Source organism: Enterobacter sp. LU1 (assembly GCF_008271405.2).
GTDB classification, from domain to species: Bacteria; Pseudomonadota; Gammaproteobacteria; order Enterobacterales; family Enterobacteriaceae; genus Enterobacter; species Enterobacter hormaechei_C.
This window is the reverse complement of the sequence record NZ_CP043438.2, coordinates 3,693,704-3,715,924: the sequence shown is the minus strand read 5'-3', so window position 1 is coordinate 3,715,924 and position 22,221 is coordinate 3,693,704. Positions and strand designations below refer to the sequence as shown.

General features: G+C 53.9%; 23 protein-coding genes. 9 read left to right on the top strand and 14 right to left on the bottom strand.

What is annotated here, in order from left to right:
* Positions 1–4 precede the first annotated feature (4 nt).
* The 6 genes from cydB to FZF21_RS17710 form a co-directional block, all read right to left on the bottom strand.
* On the bottom strand, positions 5–1,015 hold the full coding sequence (gene cydB / locus FZF21_RS17735; RefSeq protein WP_015571779.1) for a cytochrome d ubiquinol oxidase subunit II: 1,011 nt from the start codon (positions 1,013–1,015) through the stop codon (positions 5–7).
* Positions 1,015–2,418 (bottom strand): cytochrome ubiquinol oxidase subunit I, encoded by a 1,404-nt coding sequence (locus FZF21_RS17730; RefSeq protein ID WP_017382872.1) that lies wholly within the window; start codon positions 2,416–2,418, stop codon positions 1,015–1,017. The genes cydB and FZF21_RS17730 overlap by 1 nt, the downstream gene beginning before the upstream one ends.
* 70 nt (positions 2,419–2,488) lie before the next feature.
* Positions 2,489–3,361 (bottom strand): manganese catalase family protein, encoded by an 873-nt coding sequence (locus FZF21_RS17725; protein ID WP_015571777.1) that lies wholly within the window; start codon positions 3,359–3,361, stop codon positions 2,489–2,491.
* Positions 3,362–3,378: 17 nt separating this feature from the next.
* On the bottom strand, positions 3,379–3,885 hold the full coding sequence (locus FZF21_RS17720) for a ferritin-like domain-containing protein (protein WP_017382870.1): 507 nt from the start codon (positions 3,883–3,885) through the stop codon (positions 3,379–3,381).
* Positions 3,886–3,945: 60 nt separating this feature from the next.
* Positions 3,946–4,443, bottom strand: coding sequence for a ferritin-like domain-containing protein (locus FZF21_RS17715; protein ID WP_003862851.1), 498 nt, complete (start codon positions 4,441–4,443; stop codon positions 3,946–3,948).
* Between the two features lie 90 nt (positions 4,444–4,533).
* A complete protein-coding gene (locus FZF21_RS17710; protein ID WP_015571775.1) occupies positions 4,534–4,722 on the bottom strand; it encodes a general stress protein in 189 nt (62 codons plus the stop codon).
* A gap of 453 nt (positions 4,723–5,175) precedes the next feature.
* Between FZF21_RS17710 and yjdI the strand changes: the two genes are divergently transcribed.
* Both yjdI and FZF21_RS17700 read left to right on the top strand, forming a co-directional pair.
* A complete protein-coding gene (gene yjdI / locus FZF21_RS17705) occupies positions 5,176–5,406 on the top strand; it encodes a 4Fe-4S mono-cluster protein YjdI (RefSeq protein WP_015571774.1) in 231 nt (76 codons plus the stop codon).
* Between the two features lie 10 nt (positions 5,407–5,416).
* Positions 5,417–5,689 (top strand): GNAT family N-acetyltransferase, encoded by a 273-nt coding sequence (locus tag FZF21_RS17700; protein WP_003862848.1) that lies wholly within the window; start codon positions 5,417–5,419, stop codon positions 5,687–5,689.
* A gap of 33 nt (positions 5,690–5,722) precedes the next feature.
* Here the strand turns inward: FZF21_RS17700 and FZF21_RS17695 are convergent, their stop codons facing one another.
* Both FZF21_RS17695 and FZF21_RS17690 read right to left on the bottom strand, forming a co-directional pair.
* Positions 5,723–6,952: an amino acid permease gene (locus FZF21_RS17695; protein WP_015571773.1), complete on the bottom strand. Its 1,230-nt coding sequence runs from the start codon at positions 6,950–6,952 to the stop codon at positions 5,723–5,725.
* A 116-nt stretch (positions 6,953–7,068) separates the two neighbouring features.
* Positions 7,069–7,533, bottom strand: coding sequence for a multidrug/biocide efflux PACE transporter (locus tag FZF21_RS17690; protein ID WP_017382868.1), 465 nt, complete (start codon positions 7,531–7,533; stop codon positions 7,069–7,071).
* Positions 7,534–7,634: 101 nt separating this feature from the next.
* On the opposite strand from FZF21_RS17690, the gene FZF21_RS17685 reads away from it, so the two are divergent.
* From FZF21_RS17685 to FZF21_RS17675, 3 genes are all read left to right on the top strand, one after another.
* Positions 7,635–8,501, top strand: a complete 867-nt coding sequence (locus tag FZF21_RS17685; protein ID WP_015571771.1) for a LysR family transcriptional regulator — start codon at positions 7,635–7,637, stop codon at positions 8,499–8,501.
* 92 nt (positions 8,502–8,593) lie between these two features.
* Complete coding sequence (locus FZF21_RS17680) at positions 8,594–9,772, top strand: acetyl-CoA C-acetyltransferase (protein WP_017692722.1); 1,179 nt, start codon at positions 8,594–8,596, stop codon at positions 9,770–9,772.
* A 317-nt stretch (positions 9,773–10,089) separates the two neighbouring features.
* Complete coding sequence (locus tag FZF21_RS17675) at positions 10,090–10,773, top strand: oligogalacturonate-specific porin KdgM family protein (protein ID WP_045344637.1); 684 nt, start codon at positions 10,090–10,092, stop codon at positions 10,771–10,773.
* 206 nt (positions 10,774–10,979) lie between these two features.
* Here FZF21_RS17675 and FZF21_RS17670 read toward each other — a convergent pair whose 3' ends face one another.
* Entirely contained in the window at positions 10,980–12,155 is a 1,176-nt protein-coding gene (locus tag FZF21_RS17670; protein WP_032649393.1) for an oligogalacturonate lyase family protein, read from the bottom strand.
* 300 nt (positions 12,156–12,455) lie between these two features.
* Between FZF21_RS17670 and kduI the strand changes: the two genes are divergently transcribed.
* The 3 genes from kduI to FZF21_RS17655 all read left to right on the top strand — a co-directional run bounded on the left by kduI (position 12,456) and on the right by FZF21_RS17655 (position 15,845).
* Positions 12,456–13,292: a 5-dehydro-4-deoxy-D-glucuronate isomerase gene (gene kduI, locus FZF21_RS17665; protein ID WP_017382863.1), complete on the top strand. Its 837-nt coding sequence runs from the start codon at positions 12,456–12,458 to the stop codon at positions 13,290–13,292.
* 63 nt (positions 13,293–13,355) lie between these two features.
* On the top strand, positions 13,356–14,117 hold the full coding sequence (kduD, locus tag FZF21_RS17660; RefSeq protein ID WP_003862835.1) for a 2-dehydro-3-deoxy-D-gluconate 5-dehydrogenase KduD: 762 nt from the start codon (positions 13,356–13,358) through the stop codon (positions 14,115–14,117).
* 312 nt (positions 14,118–14,429) lie between these two features.
* Positions 14,430–15,845 carry a sugar porter family MFS transporter gene (locus FZF21_RS17655; RefSeq protein ID WP_023304357.1) on the top strand — a complete coding sequence of 472 codons (1,416 nt, stop codon included), beginning with the start codon at positions 14,430–14,432 and terminating at the stop codon, positions 15,843–15,845.
* 82 nt (positions 15,846–15,927) lie between these two features.
* Here FZF21_RS17655 and FZF21_RS17650 read toward each other — a convergent pair whose 3' ends face one another.
* From FZF21_RS17650 to FZF21_RS17635, 4 genes are read right to left on the bottom strand one after another with little or no spacing between them, the layout of a single operon-like run.
* Entirely contained in the window at positions 15,928–17,214 is a 1,287-nt protein-coding gene (locus FZF21_RS17650; protein WP_047738355.1) for an ABC transporter substrate-binding protein, read from the bottom strand.
* 13 nt (positions 17,215–17,227) lie between these two features.
* Complete coding sequence (locus FZF21_RS17645) at positions 17,228–18,355, bottom strand: ABC transporter ATP-binding protein (RefSeq protein ID WP_017382861.1); 1,128 nt, start codon at positions 18,353–18,355, stop codon at positions 17,228–17,230.
* Positions 18,356–18,367: 12 nt separating this feature from the next.
* Complete coding sequence (locus FZF21_RS17640; RefSeq protein WP_017692724.1) at positions 18,368–19,270, bottom strand: carbohydrate ABC transporter permease; 903 nt, start codon at positions 19,268–19,270, stop codon at positions 18,368–18,370.
* Positions 19,263–20,153, bottom strand: a complete 891-nt coding sequence (locus FZF21_RS17635; RefSeq protein ID WP_023304356.1) for a sugar ABC transporter permease — start codon at positions 20,151–20,153, stop codon at positions 19,263–19,265. Before FZF21_RS17635 ends, FZF21_RS17640 begins: the two co-directional genes overlap by 8 nt.
* Before the next feature lie 544 nt (positions 20,154–20,697).
* On the opposite strand from FZF21_RS17635, the gene wzz(fepE) reads away from it, so the two are divergent.
* Entirely contained in the window at positions 20,698–21,834 is a 1,137-nt protein-coding gene (gene wzz(fepE) / locus FZF21_RS17630) for an LPS O-antigen length regulator Wzz(fepE) (RefSeq protein ID WP_017382859.1), read from the top strand.
* A gap of 33 nt (positions 21,835–21,867) precedes the next feature.
* Here wzz(fepE) and FZF21_RS17625 read toward each other — a convergent pair whose 3' ends face one another.
* A complete protein-coding gene (locus FZF21_RS17625) occupies positions 21,868–22,191 on the bottom strand; it encodes a cupin domain-containing protein (RefSeq protein WP_015571763.1) in 324 nt (107 codons plus the stop codon).
* Between the last annotated feature and the right edge of the window lie 30 nt (positions 22,192–22,221).

The window sequence follows — 22,221 nt, the reverse complement described above, 5'->3', positions numbered from 1 at the left end:
ATCCTTAATGATAACCTTCGGTATCAGACACTTTGCCCCGGAAGACGTAGTAGCTCCAGGCGGTATAAACCAGGATCACCGGGATGATTAACAGCGTACCAATCAGCATAAACAGCTGGCTGGCAGGCGGCGCGGCGGCTTCCCACAGGGTGATGTGCGGCGGAATAATGTGTGGCCACAGGCTGATGCCCAGGCCGCTAAAGCCGAGGAAGATCAGGCCCAGCGTTAACAGGAACGGACGGGCATGGCTGTCGGGATTGCGCGTCAGCCGCCAGATCCACAGGCTGAATACCGCCACCAGAACCGGAACTGGCAGGAACCAGAAGAAGTTAGGCAGAGTAAACCAGCGCTCGGCGACAAACTGCCAGCCGAGCGGGGTCCAGATACTTACCACCGCAATAACGGCAATCAGCGCCAGCAGCACGTGGCGGGTCAGCTCGCGCATCCGGTTTTGCAGCGCGCCTTCGCTTTTCATGATCAGCCACGTGGTAGCCAGCAGGGTATAGGCGACAATTAAGCCCAGCCCGCAGAACAGATTAAACGGGGTGAACCAGTCCAGCGAGGAGCCCACAAAGCGACGCCCTTCCACGTCAAAGCCGTTGATCATCGCGCCAACCACGATCCCCTGGCTGAAGGTTGCCAGCAGGGAACCGCCGGCAAAGGAGTAGTCCCAGAATTTGCGGTGTGAAGGGGTCGCCTTAAAGCGAAACTCAAACGCCACCCCGCGGAAAATAAGCCCGATCAGCATGGCTGTCAGCGGGATGGTCAGGGCATCGATAATCACTGCGTAGGCCAGCGGAAACGCGCCGAACAACCCTGCACCGCCGAGAACCAGCCAGGTTTCATTTCCGTCCCAGACCGGGGCGACGCTGTTCACCATCACGTCGCGCTCTTTGGCATCGCCCACAAAGCTGAACAGCATGCCGATACCGAGATCGAAACCGTCCATGATGATGTACATCAGCGTGGCGAAGACAATAATGGCAAACCAGATGACCGGGATATCGACGCCCATCAGATCTTCTCCTCTTCCGGAACGGACTCGGCGGCGGACAGCGGACGGGCAGGGGTGCCCGACGTATTAGACGTTAGCGTGCCCACAGGCTGCGGACCTTTTTTAATCAACCGGGCGAGATACACATAACCCACGCCAAACACCGAACAGTAGACCACGATAAAGGCCAGCAGGCTGATGCTCATCTGCAACGTGCTGTGCAGAGACACCGCATCTATCGTGCGCAGATAGCCGTAAACGACCCACGGCTGGCGGCCCACTTCGGTGGTGACCCACCCGGCGAGCAGCGCGAGCAGTCCGGCAGGCCCCATACAGAGGGCAAACCAGTGGAATGGCCGCGAGTGATAGAGTCGACGGCGATAGCGCAGCCAGACACTCAGCACGCCAAGGGTAATCATCAGCAGCCCCATGCCGACCATAATGCGGAAGGACCAGAAGACGATGAGCGAGTTAGGGCGGTCCTCTTTCGGGAAATCCTTCAGCGCCGGGACCTGTTTATCCAGGCTGTGCGTCAGGATCAGGCTGCCGAGCGCGGGAATTTCAAGCCCGTATTTGGTGCGCTCCTCTTCCATATCCGGTACGCCAAACAGCAGCAGCGGGGTGGCCTCGCCGGGCGGGTTTTCCCAGTGGCCTTCAATCGCGGCGATTTTGGCAGGCTGGTGCTCAAGCGTATTCAGGCCGTGCATATCCCCAACCACGGCCTGAATGGGCGCGACCAGCAGCGCCATCCACATGGCCATGGAGAACATTGTGCGAATAGCGGGCGTATCGTTACCGCGCAGCAGATGCCATGCCCCGGATGCGCCCACAAACAAGGCGCTGCACAGGAAGGCGGCGATGGACATATGGATCAGGCGGTAAGGGAATGAGGGGTTAAAGATAATGGCCAGCCAGTCTTCGGGAATGACCTGACCGTTCTGAATACTGAAGCCCTGCGGGGTGTGCATCCAGCTGTTGGAGGCGAGGATCCAGAAGGTGGACATCAGCGTGCCCAGCGCCACCATGCAGGTGGCAAAGAAGTGCAGGCCGGGGCCGACCTTGTTCCAGCCGAACAGCATCACGCCTAAGAAACCAGCTTCCAGGAAGAAGGCGGTTAAGACTTCATAGGTGAGCAGAGGGCCGGTTATGCTGCCTGCGAACTGGGAAAAGCCGCTCCAGTTAGTCCCAAACTGGTAAGCCATGACCAGCCCGGAAACCACGCCCATACCAAAGTTGACGGCGAAAATTTTCAGCCAGAAATGGTATAGCGAGCGCCAGACATCATTTTTGGTGCGAAGCCACATGCCTTCGAGAACCACCAGATAGCTCGCAAGCCCGATGGTGATCGCCGGGAAGAGAATATGAAAAGAGACGGTAAAGGCGAACTGTATCCTGGCCAGATGAAACGCATCAAGCTCGAACATGCTCCGTACCTCTGGAACTGATAGCGCACAAGGCATTGCCAGACAGCCTCAGGCTGCCTGGCAAAACCGGTTACGGTTTTTTCTTACCTGCACCAAGCTCGGCACCGGTAAGCGGATCGGCATTGGGGTCGGATTTCGTGCGTGCGCACATCGCTTTGACCAGCGTTTCCTGCTCTGTAGTGAGCGTTACGCTTGCGCCGCCGTCACCGCCATCGACCGCTGGCTGAGGAGATTCCACGTAGTCGAAGTGCTTATCGCTGTTCCAGCTGCCGCGAACTTCTCCCCCCTCAGACATATTGTAGTACTTGTTGGTGTACTCTTCGATTGGCGGCAATTTACCCGGTGGGAAATTGTTACGGATCGACTGGAGCGCCTTCTCAAACGAGAGCTGGTGTGCTGCCTCACGCGTCATTAAAAACGCCAGCGCATCTTTAACACCCGGATCGTCCGTTACGTTAATAAGCCGTTCGTAGATAATTTTGGCGCGCGCCTCGGCCGCTATGTTAGAGCGCAGATCCGCGGTCGGTTCGCCAATGGTATCCACGTACGCCGCCGTCCACGGTACGCCTGCGGAGTTAGTAAGCGGAGTACCGCCGCCGTAGAGCAGGGAGGTGATATGACTGTCGTTGCCGTTCTCGGTCATGGAGCGGTACAGTTCCGCTTCATTTTCAACGCCTTCCGCCAGTTCGCCTTTCGCACCCTTATTGAGCATACCCACCAGGGTGCCGATAATTTCCAGGTGACTTAACTCCTCGGTCGCGATATCCATCAGCATATCTTTACGACCGGGATCGTCGTCGCTCAATCCTTGCGTAAAGTAACGACATGCCGCGGCAAGTTCGCCCTGTGGCCCGCCAAACTGCTCAAGCAGAAGATTGGCCAGGCCCGGATTCGGTTCGGCTACGCGTACCGTGTATTGCAGCTGTTTTACGTGTCGAAACATACATTCTCCCTCTTTTGTTATTTTTTCGCTTCAACGCCATCCGCGTCGGAGCGCAGCAGGAACTGTTCCGTCGTCTGTGGAATATGCTGGAGCAGCCAGTCTGCCATCTGGCGCTCTTCTTCCAGAATGGATTCAAGGGCTGGAATGGAGGCGGTATCGCCCGCTTGTTTGGCCGCAGCCAGCAGAGAGGTGTAGCAGGCAATTTCAAACTGCTCAAAAACGTAGCCGCTGATAGAGCCTTTAACAATTTCGTCGGAAGGGAACATGCCGCCAATGGACTGGCCGAGCGCCGCCATTTTACTCATGGAATCTTTTATGACCGAACGGGAAATATCATTGCGGTCGAGAATTTCTTCCAGCACGGTAATTTGGTGTTTAGTTTCATTAACGTGTTGTTCAATTCGTGCACGTAAGTCGGGATAATTATCAATACGGCTGGCCATTGATTCCAGCATGGATTCGGCTTGCTTTTCCATCGCATGGGCATCGCGTAGCCAATCATGGTAGTGTTCTACATGATTCATAATTAACTCCTGTGATTTATTTTTGGTTAATTTTTGGTGCTGATGCTCATCAGATATTAATTATCCTTTCTGGGCTTTTTGATTAATATTACCGACAGCCAGATCGGTTAATTTGAGATCGGTTTCTTTTTCTTCTTCCAGCGTTTCGGCAAGAAGTTTAACGGCTTTTTTATAGCCTAATTGTTCAGCCAGGGTGGCCAGGGTGCCGTAGCTGGCAATTTCGTAATGTTCAACTTTCTGAGCTGCGGCAATTAATGCAGCGTCACGCACTTCATTTTTCTCAGTGCTCTCAATAACTTCGTTGGCTTCTTCAATTAAGCCTTCCATCGCAACGCATTTCATGCGCTTCAGTTTGAGACCGGATTCCTGCTCAATAATCTGATCGATACGTTCGATCTGTCCCTGCGTCTCTTCGAGGTGAGCCGTGAACGCGGCACTCAGCTTCTCGCTGGATGCGGCGCGAGCTAATTTGCTTAGCGCGCGGGTCAGCTGCTTCTCAGCGCTGTAGGTGTCGGATAACAGGTGAATAAATACATCTTCAACAGTTTTCATATTCATATTTTCGCTCCAGTGAAATAAAGGGAAGGTACTGCGAGCCGACGGGCCCGCAGCATGCTCTCGGTATATTTATAAGAGCTTTAAATAAGATCAGGAGTTATCAGATTTACGGCCTCCGCCGTGACTGCTCTGTCCCCCTTTCTTACCCGCTTCAGATGCGCGTTGCGGATCGTTTTTGAAATTACCGCCGCTGTGCTGGCCGCCTTTACGTCCAGCTTCTGATGCCTTTTCACGGTCTTCAGCGAAATTACCGGAACCACCACGATGTTGCTCTGCCATATATCAACCCTCATGTTGCGTTTATGTCAGGAGATACGATAAGTAATTCGTATCAGTTGTCGTTCAGAAATTAACATTAGTCGTTATGTGAGAAGAGTCAAATTTCTTGTCTGGGTTGTTTTGCGGTAATTTTGCAGGGAGTGAAGAAATACCGCTTCGTTACGATTTTTAAAAACGGATGGGAAATCCATCAGTTAGATGAAAATAAATCCGGAGGTTAAGATTGCGCTTAGCTAATAATCCTAATGTGAACGTGGCGTGAATTATTACAAGAATTGACACAGCGCAAAAATATATCTTCGCAACGGGTGTTCTTGTATTCGGAATAATCCTATGAACGTGAAGAAGTCATGCGCTGAAAAGAGTGTGGCTAAACCTCGTTTTTGACGTGGTCAGGCGGATCGGGTGAGGGTATGCTTCTTTTGTCACCACAATAATTACAGAGGCAATGTCATGGATCAGGAGCTACTGGATGCGGGGTACCGGGCCTATACCGGTGAGAAAATCGATGTCTACTTCAACACCGGGATCTGCAAACACTCGGGCAACTGCGTGCGCGGCAGCGCGAAGCTGTTCGATCTGAAGCGTAAACCATGGATCGCGCCGGATGAAGTAGATGCAGAAACGGTTATGCGCGTAATTGATACCTGCCCGAGCGGTGCGCTGAAGTACCGCCAAAAATAAGCGAGGAACCATGGAAATTCTTGAAGGCCATAACAAGTTTTACGTCAACGACGCCGAAGGCAATCAGGTAGCGGAGATCGTCTTTGTCCCGACCGGCGAGCATCTGAGCATCATTGAGCACACCGATGTGGATCCGAGCCTGAAAGGGCAGGGTGTGGGTAAACAGCTGGTGGCGAAGGTGGTAGAGAAGATGCGCGGTGAGAATCGTAAAATTATCCCGCTGTGTCCATTTGCGAAGCATGAGTTTGATAATACGCGGGAGTATGACGATATTCGGGCGTAAAACAGATGCCCGGCATTGCGCCGGGCAGCATACTCAACCCACAAACATCACCGACACACACAGCACACCCACAATCAGCGTCAGCAGGTTACCGATGGAGCGGTACGGTTTTAATGACGGGATCAGGTACGTCGACAGCGTCGGCATGATGAACAGGATCATGGCGATAAGCGGACCGCTGATGGCATAAATCATTGAGATCGCATTCGGGTTGATGCAGCAGACCGCAAAGGTAATCAGCGACACGCCGAGAATCGAAATCGCGCGGTTAAAGGCGCGGCTTTTCTTCACACCCACCTGATTCAGCGACGATTTCACAATTTCCGTTGCCCCTTCAATCACGCCAAAATAGGTGCCGAGGAACGATTTCGACATCGCAATAATCGCCACGATAATGCCGGAAATGCCCAGCCATGCCGGGGACGATGGCATCATCGACAGCGCGGACAGGATCGTCACCCCTTCCTCTTTTGCCGCCACGATATACGACGGTGGAATCGAAAGCAGGCAGCTGAACACAAAGAACAGCACGCTGAGGCAGATGATCAGGTACGCCACTTTCATGATTTTTTTGCATTTACCCATCGCCTCTTCACCGTATTTCTCGCGACGGTCTACGGCGAAGGTCGAGATGATCGGAGTATGGCTAAAAGCGAAAACCATCACCGGGATCGAAATCCACACCTGGTGCAGCGTATGCTGGTCGAAGGCCATCTGGCTGGTCAGCAGCGACGGCTGCCAGCTGCCCGTCAGATACAGCGAGACAAACAGGAAATAGGCGATCAGCGGAAAGACAAGGAAACCCATCACCTTAATGGTGATGTGCCGCCCCATCAGGAAGATCAGATTCAAAATCAGCACTACGCCAAAGCTCACCAGCATCCGCATGCCGGTATCCACCGTCATCCGTTTCGCCAGCTGTTCAGTGAGTGAGTTGGTTATCGCCACCGCGTAAATCAGAACTACCACAAAGAAGGCCACAAAATAGAGTGTGGTGATCAGGTTGCCGATCTTTTTGCCGTAGTAATGCGAAACGGCACCGGTGATCCCTTCGTTGCCTTTCGTCTTCGACGACAGAATAAATTGCGCCAGCGCTTTATGCGGCCAGTAGGTTAAGGGATACGCCACAAGGGCGGTGATCAGCAGGACAATCGCGCCAGCAGAGCCGAGCTGAATGGGCAAGAACAGGGTTCCTGCGCCCACGGCAGTGCCGTAGAGGGCGAAACTCCAGAGAGTCTCTTCTTTTGACCAAATTTTCGACATTAGAGCAACGTATCAACTATAAAACGAACAAAAAGGAGTGCAATTTACCATAATTATGCGTTGAGGTCGCCGTTGCTTCGCAGGGGGTGGGCCGGAGCAGGTCTCCGGCCGGAAGGTTATTCGCTTGCCAGGGCGCGTCGTTGCTGGCGGCGCTTGATGATTTTCTCCCGCAGGGTGTCGTACGCCCAGTTGTAGAGCATGGTGTACGGCAGGAAGAACAGAAAGAAACCAATTTCCAGGGTAAAAGCCTGGAGCAGCGTCACGCCCAGCACGGCGGCAACGATGGTTACGCCAATCACAATAAAGCCGCATTCAAAACCCAGGGCATGCAGGGCGCGCACTTTCGCCGTGCGCTTCACCCGCTGGACGGGCCAGAAACGGTCGAAGCCAAAGTTATAGATAATGTTCCAGAGCATTGCCGTGGTCGCCAGAATAATGGTGAGCCCCCCCATTTCAACCACCGAGCGCTGCATTAGCCACGCGGCCGTCGGGGCGAGGATCGCCGTAGCAATGCCTTCAAAACAGACGGCATGGAAGATCCGCTCCGGCAATTTACGTTGGAGTGCATCCTGATATTGCATATTTACCTCATATAGACGCCAGTATGGGCGTTGATGCCGCCTATTCTTATCGTTTAAGGTGATATATAAAAGATGGTATCCATCGATAAAGTAGATACATCATGCGTTACTCTCCCGAAGCACTGACCGCGTTTGTTGAAACTGTCGCCGCAGGTTCGTTTTCTGCTGCGGCACGGCGGCTGCGTAAAAGCCAGTCCACCATCAGCACCTCCATTGCCAACCTTGAAGCTGACCTTGGCTTTGAGCTGTTCGATCGCTCGGCGCGTCACCCGGTATTAACCGCCCAGGGTGAACAGGTGCTGGGCTATGTCCAGTCGATACTCGCCGCCAGCGCGCGCCTGGATGAGCTGGCCGTATCGTTAACCGCGCAAACGGAGGCGCGTTTTACCTTTGTTCTCTCCGATACGCTTAACCCGGCCGTGCTGGAAGAGATGATGAGCCAGTTCGACCAGCGTTTTCCGCACACGGAATTTGAGTGCCTGATTGGAGAAGAGGAGGACGTGATCGATCTGCTGCAAAAGGAGCGGGCGCAAATTGGCCTGACGGAAGCGCGCGACAGCTACCCGACCGATATTGGCGCGACCCGTCTGCCTATGCAGACGCGGATGGCCATCTACGTTTCTGCCGGACATCCTCTGGCAGGGCAACATGAGACGCAGGCGGACGAGCTGCATGGCTGGCGCGAGCTGCGGCTGAGCACCTATCTTGAACGGGAAGCGCCCCTTTCGCGCGGGCCGGTCTGGTCTGCGCCGAATTACCTGTTACTGCTGAGCATGGCGGTACAGGGCTTTGGCTGGTGCGCGTTACCCTGCGCGCTGGTCGACGAATTTGCCGCGTCGAAATCGCTGGTGCAGCTGAACGTGCCGGGCTGGCCGAGGTCGATTGCCATCGATCTGGTATGGAACAAACGAACCCCGCCCGGCGTCGCCGGAAGCTGGCTGCGCCAGTACTTACAGGACGCACGATAATCCTGTGACTAAACTCACTAATTTTAAACATTTGCGTCAATTGTTGATAACAATCCTCTACTATCGTCATGTCATTTTGCACAGAGGTCGTGATGAAAGATGTCGTTATAGTGGGTGCGTTACGTACAGCTATCGGCTGTTTTCAGGGAGCGCTTGCGCGTCACTCTGCGGTTGATCTTGGCAGCGTGGTGGTAAGAGCGCTGGTGGAACGCAGCGGGGTTGCCGCACATGAAATTGATGAGGTGATCCTGGGCCAGGTGCTGACCGCTGGCGCGGGACAAAACCCTGCGCGCCAGGCGGCGCTGAAGGGCGGCCTGCCTAATACCGTTTCGGCAATTACCATTAACGACGTCTGTGGTTCAGGTTTGAAAGCGCTCCATCTTGCAACGCAGGCCATCCAGTGTGGTGAAGCGGATGTGGTCATTGCCGGCGGGCAGGAGAATATGAGCCGTGCCCCGCATGTCCTGACCGACAGCCGGACCGGCGCGCAGCTCGGAAACAGCCAGCTGCTTGACAGCCTGGTTCACGACGGGCTGTGGGACGCCTTCAACGACTACCATATGGGCGTAACGGCGGAAAACCTGGCGCGGGAATACGGTATCAGCCGCGAGCTTCAGGATGCATATGCCCTCAGCTCACAGCAAAAAGCGCGTGCAGCGATCGACTCCGGGCGTTTTCGCGATGAAATTGTCCCGGTCAGTACCCAGCGCCAGAACGGTGAAGCGCTCATCGTCGATACCGACGAGCAGCCGCGCACCGATGCCAGCGCAGAAGGGCTGGCAAAACTCGATCCGGCCTTTGAAACGCTCGGTTCCGTAACGGCAGGCAACGCCTCATCCATTAACGACGGTGCGGCGGCGGTGATGATGATGAGTGAAAGCAAAGCCCAGGAGCTGGCGCTGCCGGTGCTGGCGCGGATCAAAGCGTTTGCCAGCGTGGGCGTTGATCCCGCGTTAATGGGGATCGCCCCGGTCTATGCCACGCGCCGCTGCCTGGAGCGGGCGGGCTGGGAGCTGAACGATGTGGATCTGATTGAGGTCAACGAAGCTTTTGCTGCACAGGCGATCTCGGTCGGGAAAATGCTGGAATGGGATCCGCTGCGGGTCAACGTCAACGGCGGAGCCATCGCGCTGGGCCATCCCATTGGCGCCTCCGGCTGCCGCATTCTGGTGTCGCTGGTCCACGAAATGAAAAAGCGTAACGCCCGAAAAGGGATCGCAACGCTCTGTATTGGCGGGGGGCAGGGGGTGGCCCTGGCTATCGAACGGTAATTTCTCCCTCTGCGCACAGAAAACCTCCCACGGGAGGTTTTTTTGTGTCCGCAGAATCCTTTTTTAACACTTATGCGTTCTTTCTGAAGCCCGCAATAATTATTGCGCGGTTAATTATTGGCTTTGTGAAGTGCTTAATGTGATCTCACGCCTGAAATTTACGGTTAATACCCTTTTTTTGTTGATGGGGTTCACGTCAATCTTTGCCAAAAAAAATGAAACAAATAATTTCGATCCTTGTCACTAAAATAACGATGCATAAAAAATAAACTCAAGTTTCATAAAAACGAAACGTTATTTTAATTGAGGGTTTTTTCATGTTTAAGAAATCTCTGCTCCTTGCTTCCCTTATTAGTGCCTCTTTTGCGGCTAGCGCCGTTACCGTCGATCTGCGTCACGAATATATTGACAGCGGCTCGAATGCCGACCGTGTTGCCGTCTCGCACCGCTTTGATAATGGCTTTGGTTTTTCAGTCGAGGCGAAGTGGAAATCAGGCGGGGACAAGGCAGATCAGCCATTCGCGGATGTAGTGGGGAACGGTCACGAAGATCAGATTAGCTGGCGCTGGAAAGCGACAGACAATATCGCCCTGACCCCTGCGTTTACGATTGAAAGCACAGACAGTCGCACCATTTATAAACCGAATCTGCATGTGCAATATAGTTTCGATAATGGCTTCTACGTGGCTGCGCGTTACCGTTACGAATATACCCGCTACCCGTCAAGCTCAAATAAGGACGATGATAAAGTTAACCGTGGCGATGCGTGGGTCGGTTGGGTATTAGGTGACTGGCGTACCGAGCTGAACTATGTTTACGCGAAAAGTTCTGAAGGCGTGGCCCGAAATAACAATAAAGATTATTCCAACGAATATAACGCCAAGCTGGCCTACAAATGGGATAAAAACTGGGCGCCGTATGTGGAGGTGGGCAACGTGGGGGTTAAAGACACGGACGAACGCCAGACCCGTTTCCGTTTAGGCGTGGCGTACGCCTTCTGATAATTTATCTTCTTCGCTAAAACCGCCGGGTGGCGCTAACGCTTACCCGGCCTACACCTTCTTATCCGACCTACACCTTCCTTCCAATCCGTCGTTTCGTAGGCCGGGTAAGCGAAGCGCCACCCGGCAAAAAGCGCCGCGCAATCACCTAAAAAAAAGCCCTCCGAATCGGAGGGCAAGGCCAGTTACAGAAACACTAACTCAAATCAGACATGCAACATTTCAGGTTGCTCAGGGAGTTTCGCGATATAGAGGGCCGGTTTGCCGTCTTTATCGGAACTGTACAGCACCGCTTTTTCGTCCGGCGTGAAGGACGGATGCGGGTGGGTTACCTGGCGGCTGTTCGCCACCGTAGCCCATGAGGTGTCATGACGGGCGATGCGGTAACAGGCTTTCTTCGCCACGTCAAAGGCATACAGATAAGGATCGTTATCAATGGTGTAGCCGCCGGTGTCTTTCACATCGACAGGCGTACCGGAGCCGTCGCCAACCAGCAGGGTGCCGTCGACGTTGCTCATCAGATGCGAACAGGCGGGCATGTTCATTACCGCTTCATTCACGCCGGTGTCCGGGTTGAAGCGGGAGATGGTGCGCCCTTGCTGACCTTTCAGGTAAGAAACGTAGATCAGCGCGGACCCGTCCGGCACCCAAAATTCATGTGTACAGCTTTCACCTTCCGCGTGCGTTTTCACTTTCCGCACGTTGCTGCCATCTTCGTTCACCAGCCACATGCGGGCGTCGACCAGGTCGTGCGGCCCTTCATGACAGAAGGCCACGGTATTGTCATCGAACGGGCGATAAATCGGATGTCCCAGCCAGATCTTCTCGTCATGAATGGTGGTGCTTTCACCCGTTTTCAGATCAACGCGCAGCAGGCGGCAGTGCGGCCCTTTGTGGAAGAAGTCGTGGAAAATTTTCCAGTCGTTGAGTGGCGTCCAGTCGCGTCTGGCAATCTCAATACCCACCAGTTTGGTGCAGTCGCTGTTCGCGACCCAGGTGCCGTAGCCGACCCACTCTTCCGGAACGCGGTACACTTCGCGCTCTGCCAGCGTCTGTAAATCCACCTCCAGCAGGGTGCGATCGTTCTTCACATAGTAGAGGGATTTATCGTCCGGAGAGAGAAAACCGCCAAAGGTGTTATCGCCCGCGCCTTCGGTCAACTGTACCGCTTCGGCTTTTTTCAGATCCAACAGGTAATAGTTCCAGTGACCGTCGAACTCCCCGGCGAACAGCAGGTGGCTGCCATCGTTAAAGAAGCACTTCTGGTAAAAGTAGTTGCGATGACAGGTTACTTCCGGTGGGGTCAGGCGGGTGACTTCCACGCCTGTATCCGGATCGCGGCTGACCTCGTAGTTCAGCTTGACCCGCATACCTTTAGCCATAATGCACTCCTTTGAACGCGTAATGTAGGTTGAAAACTGGGTGTTAAATTATCAAAACGTTGTTTCATTATGTGTGACTGACAGCGCACTTTCTCAGTTTCATTAACCAGATTGAGGGTCTTAAAGATTTATCGTGATCGAAACACCATTTCTGGCATAAACAAGCAGAAAAAATGAAACGTTGTTTTAAATGCAATTGAAAACCCCGTGGTCAGGGGATAATATGTGTTCATCACGAAAACGGAACGTTGTTTCGTTATTTATCTTTGCCTTCGGGCACGATCAATTCTGGAGGTTTACGTGGACGTCAGACAAAGCATCCACAGTGCGCACGCTAAAACGCTGGATACTCAGGGGCTGCGCAGTGAGTTTTTAGTTGAGCAAGTGTTCGAAGCCGACAAGTACACCATGGTCTACAGCCATATTGACCGCATTATTGTGGGCGGGATTATGCCGGTAGCGAAAACCGTCTCCGTGGGCGGTGAAGTGGGCAAACAGCTGGGCGTGAGCTACTTCCTCGAACGCCGTGAACTGGGCGTGATTAACATCGGCGGGCCGGGCACCATTACCGTCGATGGCCAGTGCTACGAAATTGGTCACCGCGACGCGCTGTACGTCGGCAAAGGGGCGAAAGAAGTGGTGTTCGCCAGCATTGATGGCAGCAAACCGGCGAAGTTTTACTACAACTGCGCCCCGGCTCATACGACTTACCCTACCAAAAAAGTCACGCCAGCGGATGTTGCCCCGGTGACCCTTGGCGATAACCTCACCAGCAACCGTCGCACCATCAACAAATACTTTGTTCCGGATGTGCTGGAAACCTGTCAGCTCAGCATGGGGCTGACCGAACTTGCGCCGGGCAACCTGTGGAACACCATGCCGTGCCATACCCACGAGCGCCGCATGGAGGTCTACTTCTATTTCAACATGGATGAAGACGCCTGCGTGTTCCACATGATGGGACAGCCGCAGGAGACGCGCCATATCGTTATGCACAACGAGCAGGCGGTCATTTCGCCGAGCTGGTCCATCCACTCTGGCGTGGGAACGAAAGCCTATACCTTTATCTGGGGTATGGTCGGTGAAAACCAGGTCTTCGATGACATGGACCACGTCGCTGTTAAGGATCTGCGCTAGTCGCAGGCAGTTAAGTATATATCTGCCTGTTGCTGACAGGCGCTGAACGATTAAGGAATAAACATGATTCTGGATGCATTTTCTCTGCAAGGTAAAGTGGCTGTGGTTTCCGGTTGTGACACCGGGCTGGGGCAGGGTATGGCGTTAGGTCTGGCTGAAGCGGGCTGCGATATCGTCGGGATTAACATCGTTGAGCCAACGGAAACCATCGAGCGCGTTACCGCACTGGGCCGCCGTTTCCTGAGCCTGACCGCGGACCTGCGCAAAATCGATGCGATCCCTGAGCTGCTGGATCGCGCGGTGGCGGAGTTTGGGCATATCGATATTCTGGTCAACAACGCCGGCCTGATCCGTCGTGAAGACGCGATTAACTTCAGCGAAACGGACTGGGACGACGTGATGAATCTGAACATCAAGAGCGTGTTCTTTATGTCCCAGGCGGCTGCGAAGCACTTCATCGCCCAGGGGAAAGGGGGCAAGATCATCAATATTGCCTCCATGCTCTCTTTCCAGGGCGGCATCCGCGTGCCGTCTTACACCGCATCGAAGAGTGCCGTGATGGGCGTGACCCGTCTGCTGGCGAACGAGTGGGCGCAGCACAACATCAACGTCAACGCGATTGCGCCGGGCTACATGGCCACCAACAATACCCAGCAGCTGCGTGCGGATGAAGAGCGCAGCGCGGCAATCCTGGAGCGTATTCCAGCGGGTCGCTGGGGTCTGCCGAGCGATCTGATGGGCCCGGTTGTGTTCCTGGCGTCCCCGGCTTCGGATTATATTAACGGCTACACCGTTGCCGTTGACGGCGGCTGGCTGGCACGATAATTCACCCCGAATAAAGAACCTCTGCCCTCGGGTGGAGGTTTTTTTTGCGCCAAAATTGGCTTTATCCATATCCTTAAAGATGAAAAATCCATACTGAAAAGGAATGAATGACGGGTGTCACACATTTATTGCTTAAATATTAACTAATTAATAAAAAATAAGGTTAAACCACCCTGATTTGAAATTGTAATGTCCATCACAGATCGGTATGTCGTAGCGAAATAATCCATATCTTCACCAGTTCCGGCCTGACACTTTCTTCCGGTATCTCGTAATTTCACTTAACGAATTTCGCTGTTGAGGCAGGAAACTATGACATCTGTAAATGACTCTACCCTTATGCCCGCTGCGCTGCGCGATACCCGACGCATGAACCAGTTTGTTTCTGTTGCGGCCGCCGTAGCCGGTTTACTGTTTGGTCTGGATATCGGCGTTATCGCTGGCGCACTGCCCTTTATTACCGACCACTTTACGTTAAGCAACCGCCTGCAAGAGTGGGTGGTGAGCAGCATGATGCTCGGCGCGGCCATCGGCGCGCTCTTTAACGGCTGGCTGTCGTTCCGTCTCGGGCGCAAATACAGCCTGATGGTCGGGGCGATCCTGTTTGTTGCCGGCTCTCTTGGTTCAGCGTTTGCAACCAACGTTGAAGTGCTGCTGCTCTCCCGCGTGCTGCTGGGCGTGGCGGTGGGTATCGCGTCCTACACCGCGCCGCTTTACCTCTCCGAAATGGCGAGTGAAAACGTGCGCGGGAAGATGATCAGCATGTACCAGCTGATGGTGACGCTCGGTATCGTGCTGGCGTTCCTGTCGGATACATACTTCAGCTACAGCGGCAACTGGCGGGCAATGCTTGGCGTGTTGGCGCTGCCTGCGGTGCTGCTGATTGTGTTAGTCATTTTCCTGCCGAACAGCCCGCGCTGGCTGGCGCAAAAAGGGCGTCACGTGGAGGCGGAAGAGGTGCTGCGCATGCTGCGCGACACGTCTGAAAAAGCGCGTGAAGAGCTGAACGAAATCCGCGAGAGCCTGAAGCTGAAGCAGGGCGGCTGGTCGCTGTTTAAGGCAAACCGCAACGTGCGCCGCGCGGTGTTCCTCGGCATGCTGTTACAGGCGATGCAGCAGTTCACGGGGATGAACATCATCATGTATTACGCCCCACGCATCTTTAAAATGGCCGGTTTTACCACCACCGAACAGCAGATGATCGCCACGCTGGTGGTAGGGCTGACCTTTATGTTCGCCACCTTTATCGCGGTGTTCACCGTTGATAAGGCCGGACGTAAACCGGCCCTGAAAATTGGCTTTAGCGTGATGGCGCTCGGCACCTTAATACTCGGCTACTGCCTGATGCAGTTCGATAACGGCACGGCGTCCAGCGGCCTCTCCTGGCTCTCCGTCGGCATGACCATGATGTGCATCGCCGGTTACGCGATGAGCGCCGCGCCGGTGGTGTGGATCCTGTGCTCTGAAATTCAGCCGCTGAAATGCCGTGACTTTGGTATCACCTGTTCCACCACCACCAACTGGGTGTCGAACATGATCATTGGCGCGACCTTCCTGACGCTGCTGGATGCGATTGGCGCGGCAGGCACCTTCTGGCTCTATACGGTGCTGAACGTGGCGTTTATCGGCGTGACCTTCTGGCTGATTCCGGAAACCAAAGGCGTGACCCTGGAGCATATTGAACGCAAGCTGATGAGAGGGGAGAAACTACGTAATATCGGCGTGTAATGTCATTGCCCGGTGGCGCTTCGCTTACCGGGCCTACGATAGCCTGTAGGCCGGGTAAGCGAAGCGCCACCCGGCTTTGTGTTTACCGCATCGCACGTCTCAAAATACGCTCCGCCTGACGCTGGAAGTCAGCGGCCGTCTCTTCCACGGTTTTCTGCCCGTAGTCGATATACTGCAAAGAAGTACCGAACTGCGCCACAATCTGTGGGTCGTCAAAGTATGGCGAGACGGTGAGTTTCGCCGGCAGCGACTGCGCCAGGCGCAGGCCCGCCACGGATGGATCGTCCTCTTTAATGGTGCCGTCTTCGGTCAGATACTGCACCGCCACTTTGCTCAACGGCACGCCGCGCTCAAGACCCAGCGTATCAACCCCTTCTTTGCTGTTGAGCAGGAAGTTAATCAGCTTCGCTGCCGCTTCCGGGTTTTTGGTTGTCTTACCAATCGACAGCATCTGCGCCGGTTTGAAGAACAGACCCGCGTCGGTGGCTCCCGGCAGCATTGGGTAGCTGCCGAGCTCCAGTTTCGCCGGTGGCTTCAGGTTGTCGGAATATTTGTTGATGGTGGAGTTCCACATGTAGGTGCCGCCCCATTCACCCTGGATCCACGGCTTCATCTCATACATGTTGCTCTTACCGAACGAGGCATAGTATTTGGTGTCCGGCATGACGTGGCTGTCGATCAGCTTTTTGTAGGTCTGGAAAAACTCCACCCACTGTTCCTTTGTGTAGCTGAACTTTTTGGTTTTCTCATCCACCGCAGGAATGTTGTACTTCTGGATCATGTACGAATTCAGCAGCGCCAGCGTATCCTGGTGCTCCAGGATCACCGGGTAGTATTGCTTGCCGAGCTTGCCCTCGAAGGTTTTACCGGCCGCCATCAGCTCGTCCCAGGTTTTCGGGTACGCAATACCCGCTTTTTTCCAGGTTTCGTCATTGAAGTAGAACACGCGCGCCGTCACCGAGATCGGAATGCCGTTCAGCTTGCCGTTCACGGTGGTGGTTTGTAGCTCTTTGGGATCGAACTGCGACAGGTCGATCACGTCCTTCATCTTGTTCAGATCGTAGAAGCCATCACCGGTTTTGGAGAAGATCGGCAGCCAGTTCCAGTTCGTCTGCATTACGTCCGGCTCGGTGCCGCCCGCAATCTGGGTGGTCAGACGGGAAAGGTGACCGTCCCAGCCGGTGTATTCCGCTTTCACGTTGATGTCCGGGTTCTGCTTATGGAACTCTTCCAGCGCTTTCAGGGTGACCTGGTGACGGCCGTTGCCGCCCCACCAGGACATCCGTAAATCCACATTCTGCGCCATCGATGGCAAAGCGGTAAGGCCGAGGGTCGCGGAGATTGCTGCGCTTAAAAGCACTTTTTTCATTTTTATCACTCCATCAGAGAGAGAGGTTCTGTTCAGTTTTTGCGTCAAAAATATGACACTTGTTCATCTCAAACGTGAAATACACCTTACGATGAAGCCCCTTATCAATCATTGGCTTAGCCTCATCGGACGGGATTCGGGCGGTCAGTTCGTAGTCCGCGACCTTCAGGTACACAAAGAATTCGTGGCCCATGTTCTCAACGCGCACCATCTCCCCGCTACAGCCGCCGTCCGGGAAGGGCTCATCAGAGAGCGATACAAATTCCGGGCGCACGCCGTAGAAGATCTCCTGACCCGCGTAAGCCGCGACTTTCTCCTGCTTCTCCGCGTTCAGCGGCATGGTTTCATCGCCAATGGCGATGTGCAGCTGGCCCGCTTTTTCGACCAGCACGCTTTTGCGTATATTCATCTCCGGCGCGCCGATAAAGCCCGCCACGAACATGTTCTTCGGCTTGTGGTAGAGGTTGTCCGGCGTATCCACTTGCATGATATGGCCGAGCTTCATCACGCAGATGCGGTCACCCATGGTCATCGCTTCGGTCTGGTCGTGGGTCACGTAAACGGTAGTTGCTGGTTTACCCGACTTCTTCAGCTGCTTGTGCAGGTCAGAAATACGGATACGCATCGAAGCGCGCAGTTTGGCGTCGAGGTTTGAAAGCGGCTCATCGAACAGGAACACATCCGGTTTTTTCACAATCGCACGGCCTACCGCCACGCGCTGCGCCTGGCCGCCGGAAAGCTGGCGCGGCAGGCGGTCGAGCAGCTCTTCCAGCTCAAGAATTTTGGCGGCTTCATTCACCTGAGACTCAATCTGATCTTTCGGCAGTTTGCTCAGCTTGAGACCAAAGGCCAGATTCTCGCGCACCGTCATGTGCGGATAGAGGGCGTAGTTCTGGAACACCATTGCAATACCGCGCTCCTTCGGCGCGAGGTTGTTCACGATCTTGTCGCCGATGCGCACCTCGCCGCCGCTGATGGTTTCCAGCCCCGCCAGCATGCGCAGGGTCGTGGATTTGGCGCAGCCGGATGGGCCGACGATCACCATGAATTCCCCTTCAGCAATTTTAAGATCGATAGCGTGTACCGCTTTAAAGCCGTTGGAGTAGACCTTTTCCAGCTTGTTGAAAATAACTTCAGCCATGGTATTTCCCTCTTAACCTTTAATTCCGCTGCTGGTGACGCCCTGTACGAAGTAGCGCTGTGCCAGGAAGAAGACAATGATGGATGGCAGAATGGAGATGCTCGCCATTGCCAGAATTTCGTTCCACGGCGCGCCTTCGGTGACGTCGATGGACATTTTCAGCGCCAGTGCGATGGGGTATTTATCCACGCTGTAGACGTAAATCAGCGGCCCGATAAAGTCGTTCATGGACCACATGAACTGGAACAGGGCGACGGAGATAATGGCCGGTTTCAGGATCGGTACCACCACGTACCACAGCACCTGGAAGGAGTTACAGCCGTCAATCTGCGCCGCCTCTTCCATGTCACGCGGGACGCCGCGCAGGAACTGGATCAGCATGAAGACGAAGAACCCCTGAGTGGCGAAGGCCAGCGGCAGGTACAGCGGCATATAGCTGTTGAGCATGCCCATTTCACGGAACATGAGGTACTGCGGGATCAGCAGCACGGTGCTGGGCAGCAGCATGGTGGTGATGAGCGTGGCGAACCAGAACTTCTTCCACGGGATCTCGAAGCGGGCAAAGCCGTACGCCACGATGGTGGAGGAGATAATGGTCAGGATCACTTTCGGGATCACATACTTAAAGGTATTCAGCATGTAATGGCCGAAGTTGTACTCGGTCCCGGTTTTCCAGCCGTTCACGAAACCATCCCAGGTGGCGTGGGCTGGCCACAGGCTCAGTGTGGTGAAGATCTCGTGGTTCGGTTTGAACGACGCGGAGAACATCCACACCAGCGGGTAAAGCATCAGCAGGCCGACAACCAGCAGGATCACATAGCGAACGGAGGCGTTGATTTTCTCTCTGCGCAGCGTGCGGGCCACTTCGCGTTCGGCGACGCTTCTTGCCGTGGAGAGTTGTTGAATATCAGCCATTTTTGCCTCCTTTATCGGCGGAGTAGAACACCCAGTATTTCGACGACTTAAAGGCGATACCGGCGAAGACGGCCACCACCAGGAACAGGATCCACGCCAGCGCCGCGCCATAGCCCATATCGAAATACTTGAACGCGGTGTCGTAGATGTAGAGCGAGAACAGATAGGTCGAATAGGTTGGCCCGCCGCCGGTAATGACGTACGGCCCGGTAAATTCCTGGAACGCCTGCGTGGTCTGCATGATGAAGTTGAAGAAGATCACCGGCGTAATCAGCGGCACGGTCACCTTCATGAACATCTGCCATTTCGATGCGCCATCGATCATTGCCGCTTCATACTGGGACTGCGGTACGTTTTGCAGCGCGGCCAGGAAGATGACCATCGCGGAACCGAACTGCCAGACGCGCAGCAGGGTAACGGACATCAGCGCCAGCGACGGCTCGCCCAGCCAGTTCACCGGATCAAAGCCAAATACACCGATAAAGCTGTTCAGCAGACCATCAATGGCAAATAAGGCGCGCCACAGTACGGCAATGGCGACGGAGCTGCCGAGGATCGACGGAATATAGTAGGCCGTTCGGAAAAAGCCGATGCCGCGTAATTTAAAGTTCAGGACAAAGGCAATTCCTAATGCAAAGGCGAGCTTTAACGGGATGGTTAAAAATACATAGGCAAAGGTCACGCCCATGGATTTCCAGAAGAGCGTGTCTTCGGTAAACATGTAGCGATAGTTTTCGATGCCGTTAAACACCGGCGGACTCATCAAATCGTAATCCGTAAAGCTGAGGAAAAACGATGAGACGAAGGGGAATGCCGTAAAGATTATCAGCCCGATGATATAGGGTGATATCCATGCGAGCCCCAGCAGCTTGTTTTCATTCATACATACCTACCTGGCAATCAATGGTTTAATACGAAATCTGCTTTGTTACATTTTCCCGGGCCTGCGATGCGCGGCATGGGAGCTGAAATTCAGGGTGCAACGTCTGGCAACGGCAAAACCTACGTTTGTTTTTTAACGCTTTTTTGTCTTTCTTCATGCTGTAAGCGCTTCTGGTTTCAAAAGAGCTGAACCGGTGTTCTTGGATGCTAAAACATCGTTTTATTTTATATTATTGCGATTTATTTCTGCGTCATTCGCTTAATGGTGGAAATGTGATCGGCGTCGAAACGCTGTTTCAATATAGTGAGGGAGGTGGCATTTTTGACTTTCCATGGACGTTCGCCGCGGCCCATGAGGAAGAGATAATGAAGCAAAAGGGGAGCAGGAATAACAATAGTCACGCAGCGTGGCTAACTACCAGATCTGATAGCAGGTCTACAGATGTACCAATTCGTCATTCAGATAATTCTTACATTCTTGTATGATTTGTTACACCGGAACCAGTCAGGCAGAATTTCACTGCATCCTTAAAAGAAGAACAGTTATGTCAGCGATGGATTTCAAAAAACATACGGATCTCAATTTTCCTCACTATGCTCCCCCGGCGGTCAGCGCTAAAGAAATAGATCTTCTGGGTCTGCTGGACGTCCTGCTGGCAGCAAAAAAACGCATCATCACCATTGTCTTTGCATTTGCACTGGTCGGCCTGGCAATCGCTTTTCTGATACCGCAAAAATGGACCAGTAAAGCGGTCATTACGCCCGCGGAACAGACGCAGTGGAGTTCGCTGCGCCAGATGATGGTGGCGCTCCAGGTGCTTGATGTCGACGTGAAAATTACCCGTGCGGATGTGTTTAATCTGTTTATCAAAAAGTTTCAGTCCCAGTCTCTGCTTGAAGAGTACATGAAGAGCTCACCTTACGTGATGGCTCAGCTCGATGGCGCTCAGGTTGACCCGCTGGAGCTGCACCGCGCGGTGGTCAATATTGCCGAAAAGATGAAGGCTGTTGATAACACGCAGGAAAAAAACGCTGATAAAGCACCGTACCTCTCCTGGACGTTAAGCTTCACTGCCCCAACGGCAGAGGACGCGCAGAAAGTGTTGAATGGTTACATTCAGTACATCTCCCGCATCGTCGAGCAGGAGACCATGCAAAACATTCGCGATCAGCTGATCCTGAGAACCAAAACGGTTCAGCAGCAGCTGGAGCTGGATCGGGTCCGTCTGACAAATATCCATAATACCAACCTGCAACGCCTGAACTACTCGCTGGAAGTGGCGAACGCGGCAGGGATCAAAAAGCCGGTCTACAGCAATGGACAGGCGGTGAAAGACGATCCGGATTATTCCGTCGCCCTCGGTGCGGACGGGATTGCGCAGAAATTGCAGATTGAAAAAAATCTGAAGGATGTTTCTGAGCTGAACGCCGATTTCCAGAACCGCGAATACTATCTGGCACAGCTGCAAAAACTTTCCTTCGAAGATGTGAGCCTGGAGCCGTTCAAATACCAGCTTTCACCTTCTATGCCGGTGAAAAAAGATGGCCCGGGCAAAGCCCTGATCGTGCTGCTGGCGTGTATTCTGGGTGGACTGTTCGCCTGTGGCAGCGTGCTGCTGCGCGAGGCAATGAGCACCCGCAACCCGCTGCCGGAACAACTTCCTGAGCCGGTTACGGAATAACTTCAAAAAAGGCGCTCAACTGAGCGCCTTTTTTTATTTCAGGAAATCTTCGCGAACCGGCGTAAAGGTATCCAGCAGGGTGCCGGGTTTCAGGCAAACGCAGCCGTGCATCACGTGCGGCGCTTTATAAAGGGTGTCGCCCGCCATCACCACATGCTTCTCCTCGCCGATGGTGAACTCAAACTCCCCCGAGAGAACGTAGGTGAGCTGCTCATGCGGGTGGTTATGCATCGGGCCAATCGCGCCTTGCTCGAAATTCACTTCCACCGCCATCATCCTGCCGTCGTGCGCCAGAATACGACGCGTCACGCCGTTGCCCAGATCCTCAAGCGTGGTCTCTTTATGGAAAATAAACATATTTTCGCCCTGTTATGTAATGAAACATTG

Bases quoted from the DNA above. Each gene is read 5' to 3' on its own strand.
- cydB (WP_015571779.1), bottom strand. From the start codon at position 1,015: ATGGGCGTCGATATCCCGGTCATCTGGTTTGCCATTATTGTCTTCGCC.
- FZF21_RS17730 (WP_017382872.1), bottom strand. From the start codon at position 2,418: ATGTTCGAGCTTGATGCGTTTCATCTGGCCAGGATACAGTTCGCCTTT.
- FZF21_RS17725 (WP_015571777.1), bottom strand. From the start codon at position 3,361: ATGTTTCGACACGTAAAACAGCTGCAATACACGGTACGCGTAGCCGAA.
- FZF21_RS17720 (WP_017382870.1), bottom strand. From the start codon at position 3,885: ATGAATCATGTAGAACACTACCATGATTGGCTACGCGATGCCCATGCG.
- FZF21_RS17715 (WP_003862851.1), bottom strand. From the start codon at position 4,443: ATGAATATGAAAACTGTTGAAGATGTATTTATTCACCTGTTATCCGAC.
- FZF21_RS17710 (WP_015571775.1), bottom strand. From the start codon at position 4,722: ATGGCAGAGCAACATCGTGGTGGTTCCGGTAATTTCGCTGAAGACCGT.
- yjdI (WP_015571774.1), top strand. From the start codon at position 5,176: ATGGATCAGGAGCTACTGGATGCGGGGTACCGGGCCTATACCGGTGAG.
- FZF21_RS17700 (WP_003862848.1), top strand. From the start codon at position 5,417: ATGGAAATTCTTGAAGGCCATAACAAGTTTTACGTCAACGACGCCGAA.
- FZF21_RS17695 (WP_015571773.1), bottom strand. From the start codon at position 6,952: ATGTCGAAAATTTGGTCAAAAGAAGAGACTCTCTGGAGTTTCGCCCTC.
- FZF21_RS17690 (WP_017382868.1), bottom strand. From the start codon at position 7,533: ATGCAATATCAGGATGCACTCCAACGTAAATTGCCGGAGCGGATCTTC.
- FZF21_RS17685 (WP_015571771.1), top strand. From the start codon at position 7,635: ATGCGTTACTCTCCCGAAGCACTGACCGCGTTTGTTGAAACTGTCGCC.
- FZF21_RS17680 (WP_017692722.1), top strand. From the start codon at position 8,594: ATGAAAGATGTCGTTATAGTGGGTGCGTTACGTACAGCTATCGGCTGT.
- FZF21_RS17675 (WP_045344637.1), top strand. From the start codon at position 10,090: ATGTTTAAGAAATCTCTGCTCCTTGCTTCCCTTATTAGTGCCTCTTTT.
- FZF21_RS17670 (WP_032649393.1), bottom strand. From the start codon at position 12,155: ATGGCTAAAGGTATGCGGGTCAAGCTGAACTACGAGGTCAGCCGCGAT.
- kduD (WP_003862835.1), top strand. From the start codon at position 13,356: ATGATTCTGGATGCATTTTCTCTGCAAGGTAAAGTGGCTGTGGTTTCC.
- FZF21_RS17655 (WP_023304357.1), top strand. From the start codon at position 14,430: ATGACATCTGTAAATGACTCTACCCTTATGCCCGCTGCGCTGCGCGAT.
- FZF21_RS17650 (WP_047738355.1), bottom strand. From the start codon at position 17,214: ATGAAAAAAGTGCTTTTAAGCGCAGCAATCTCCGCGACCCTCGGCCTT.
- FZF21_RS17645 (WP_017382861.1), bottom strand. From the start codon at position 18,355: ATGGCTGAAGTTATTTTCAACAAGCTGGAAAAGGTCTACTCCAACGGC.
- FZF21_RS17640 (WP_017692724.1), bottom strand. From the start codon at position 19,270: ATGGCTGATATTCAACAACTCTCCACGGCAAGAAGCGTCGCCGAACGC.
- FZF21_RS17635 (WP_023304356.1), bottom strand. From the start codon at position 20,153: ATGAATGAAAACAAGCTGCTGGGGCTCGCATGGATATCACCCTATATC.
- FZF21_RS17625 (WP_015571763.1), bottom strand. From the start codon at position 22,191: ATGTTTATTTTCCATAAAGAGACCACGCTTGAGGATCTGGGCAACGGC.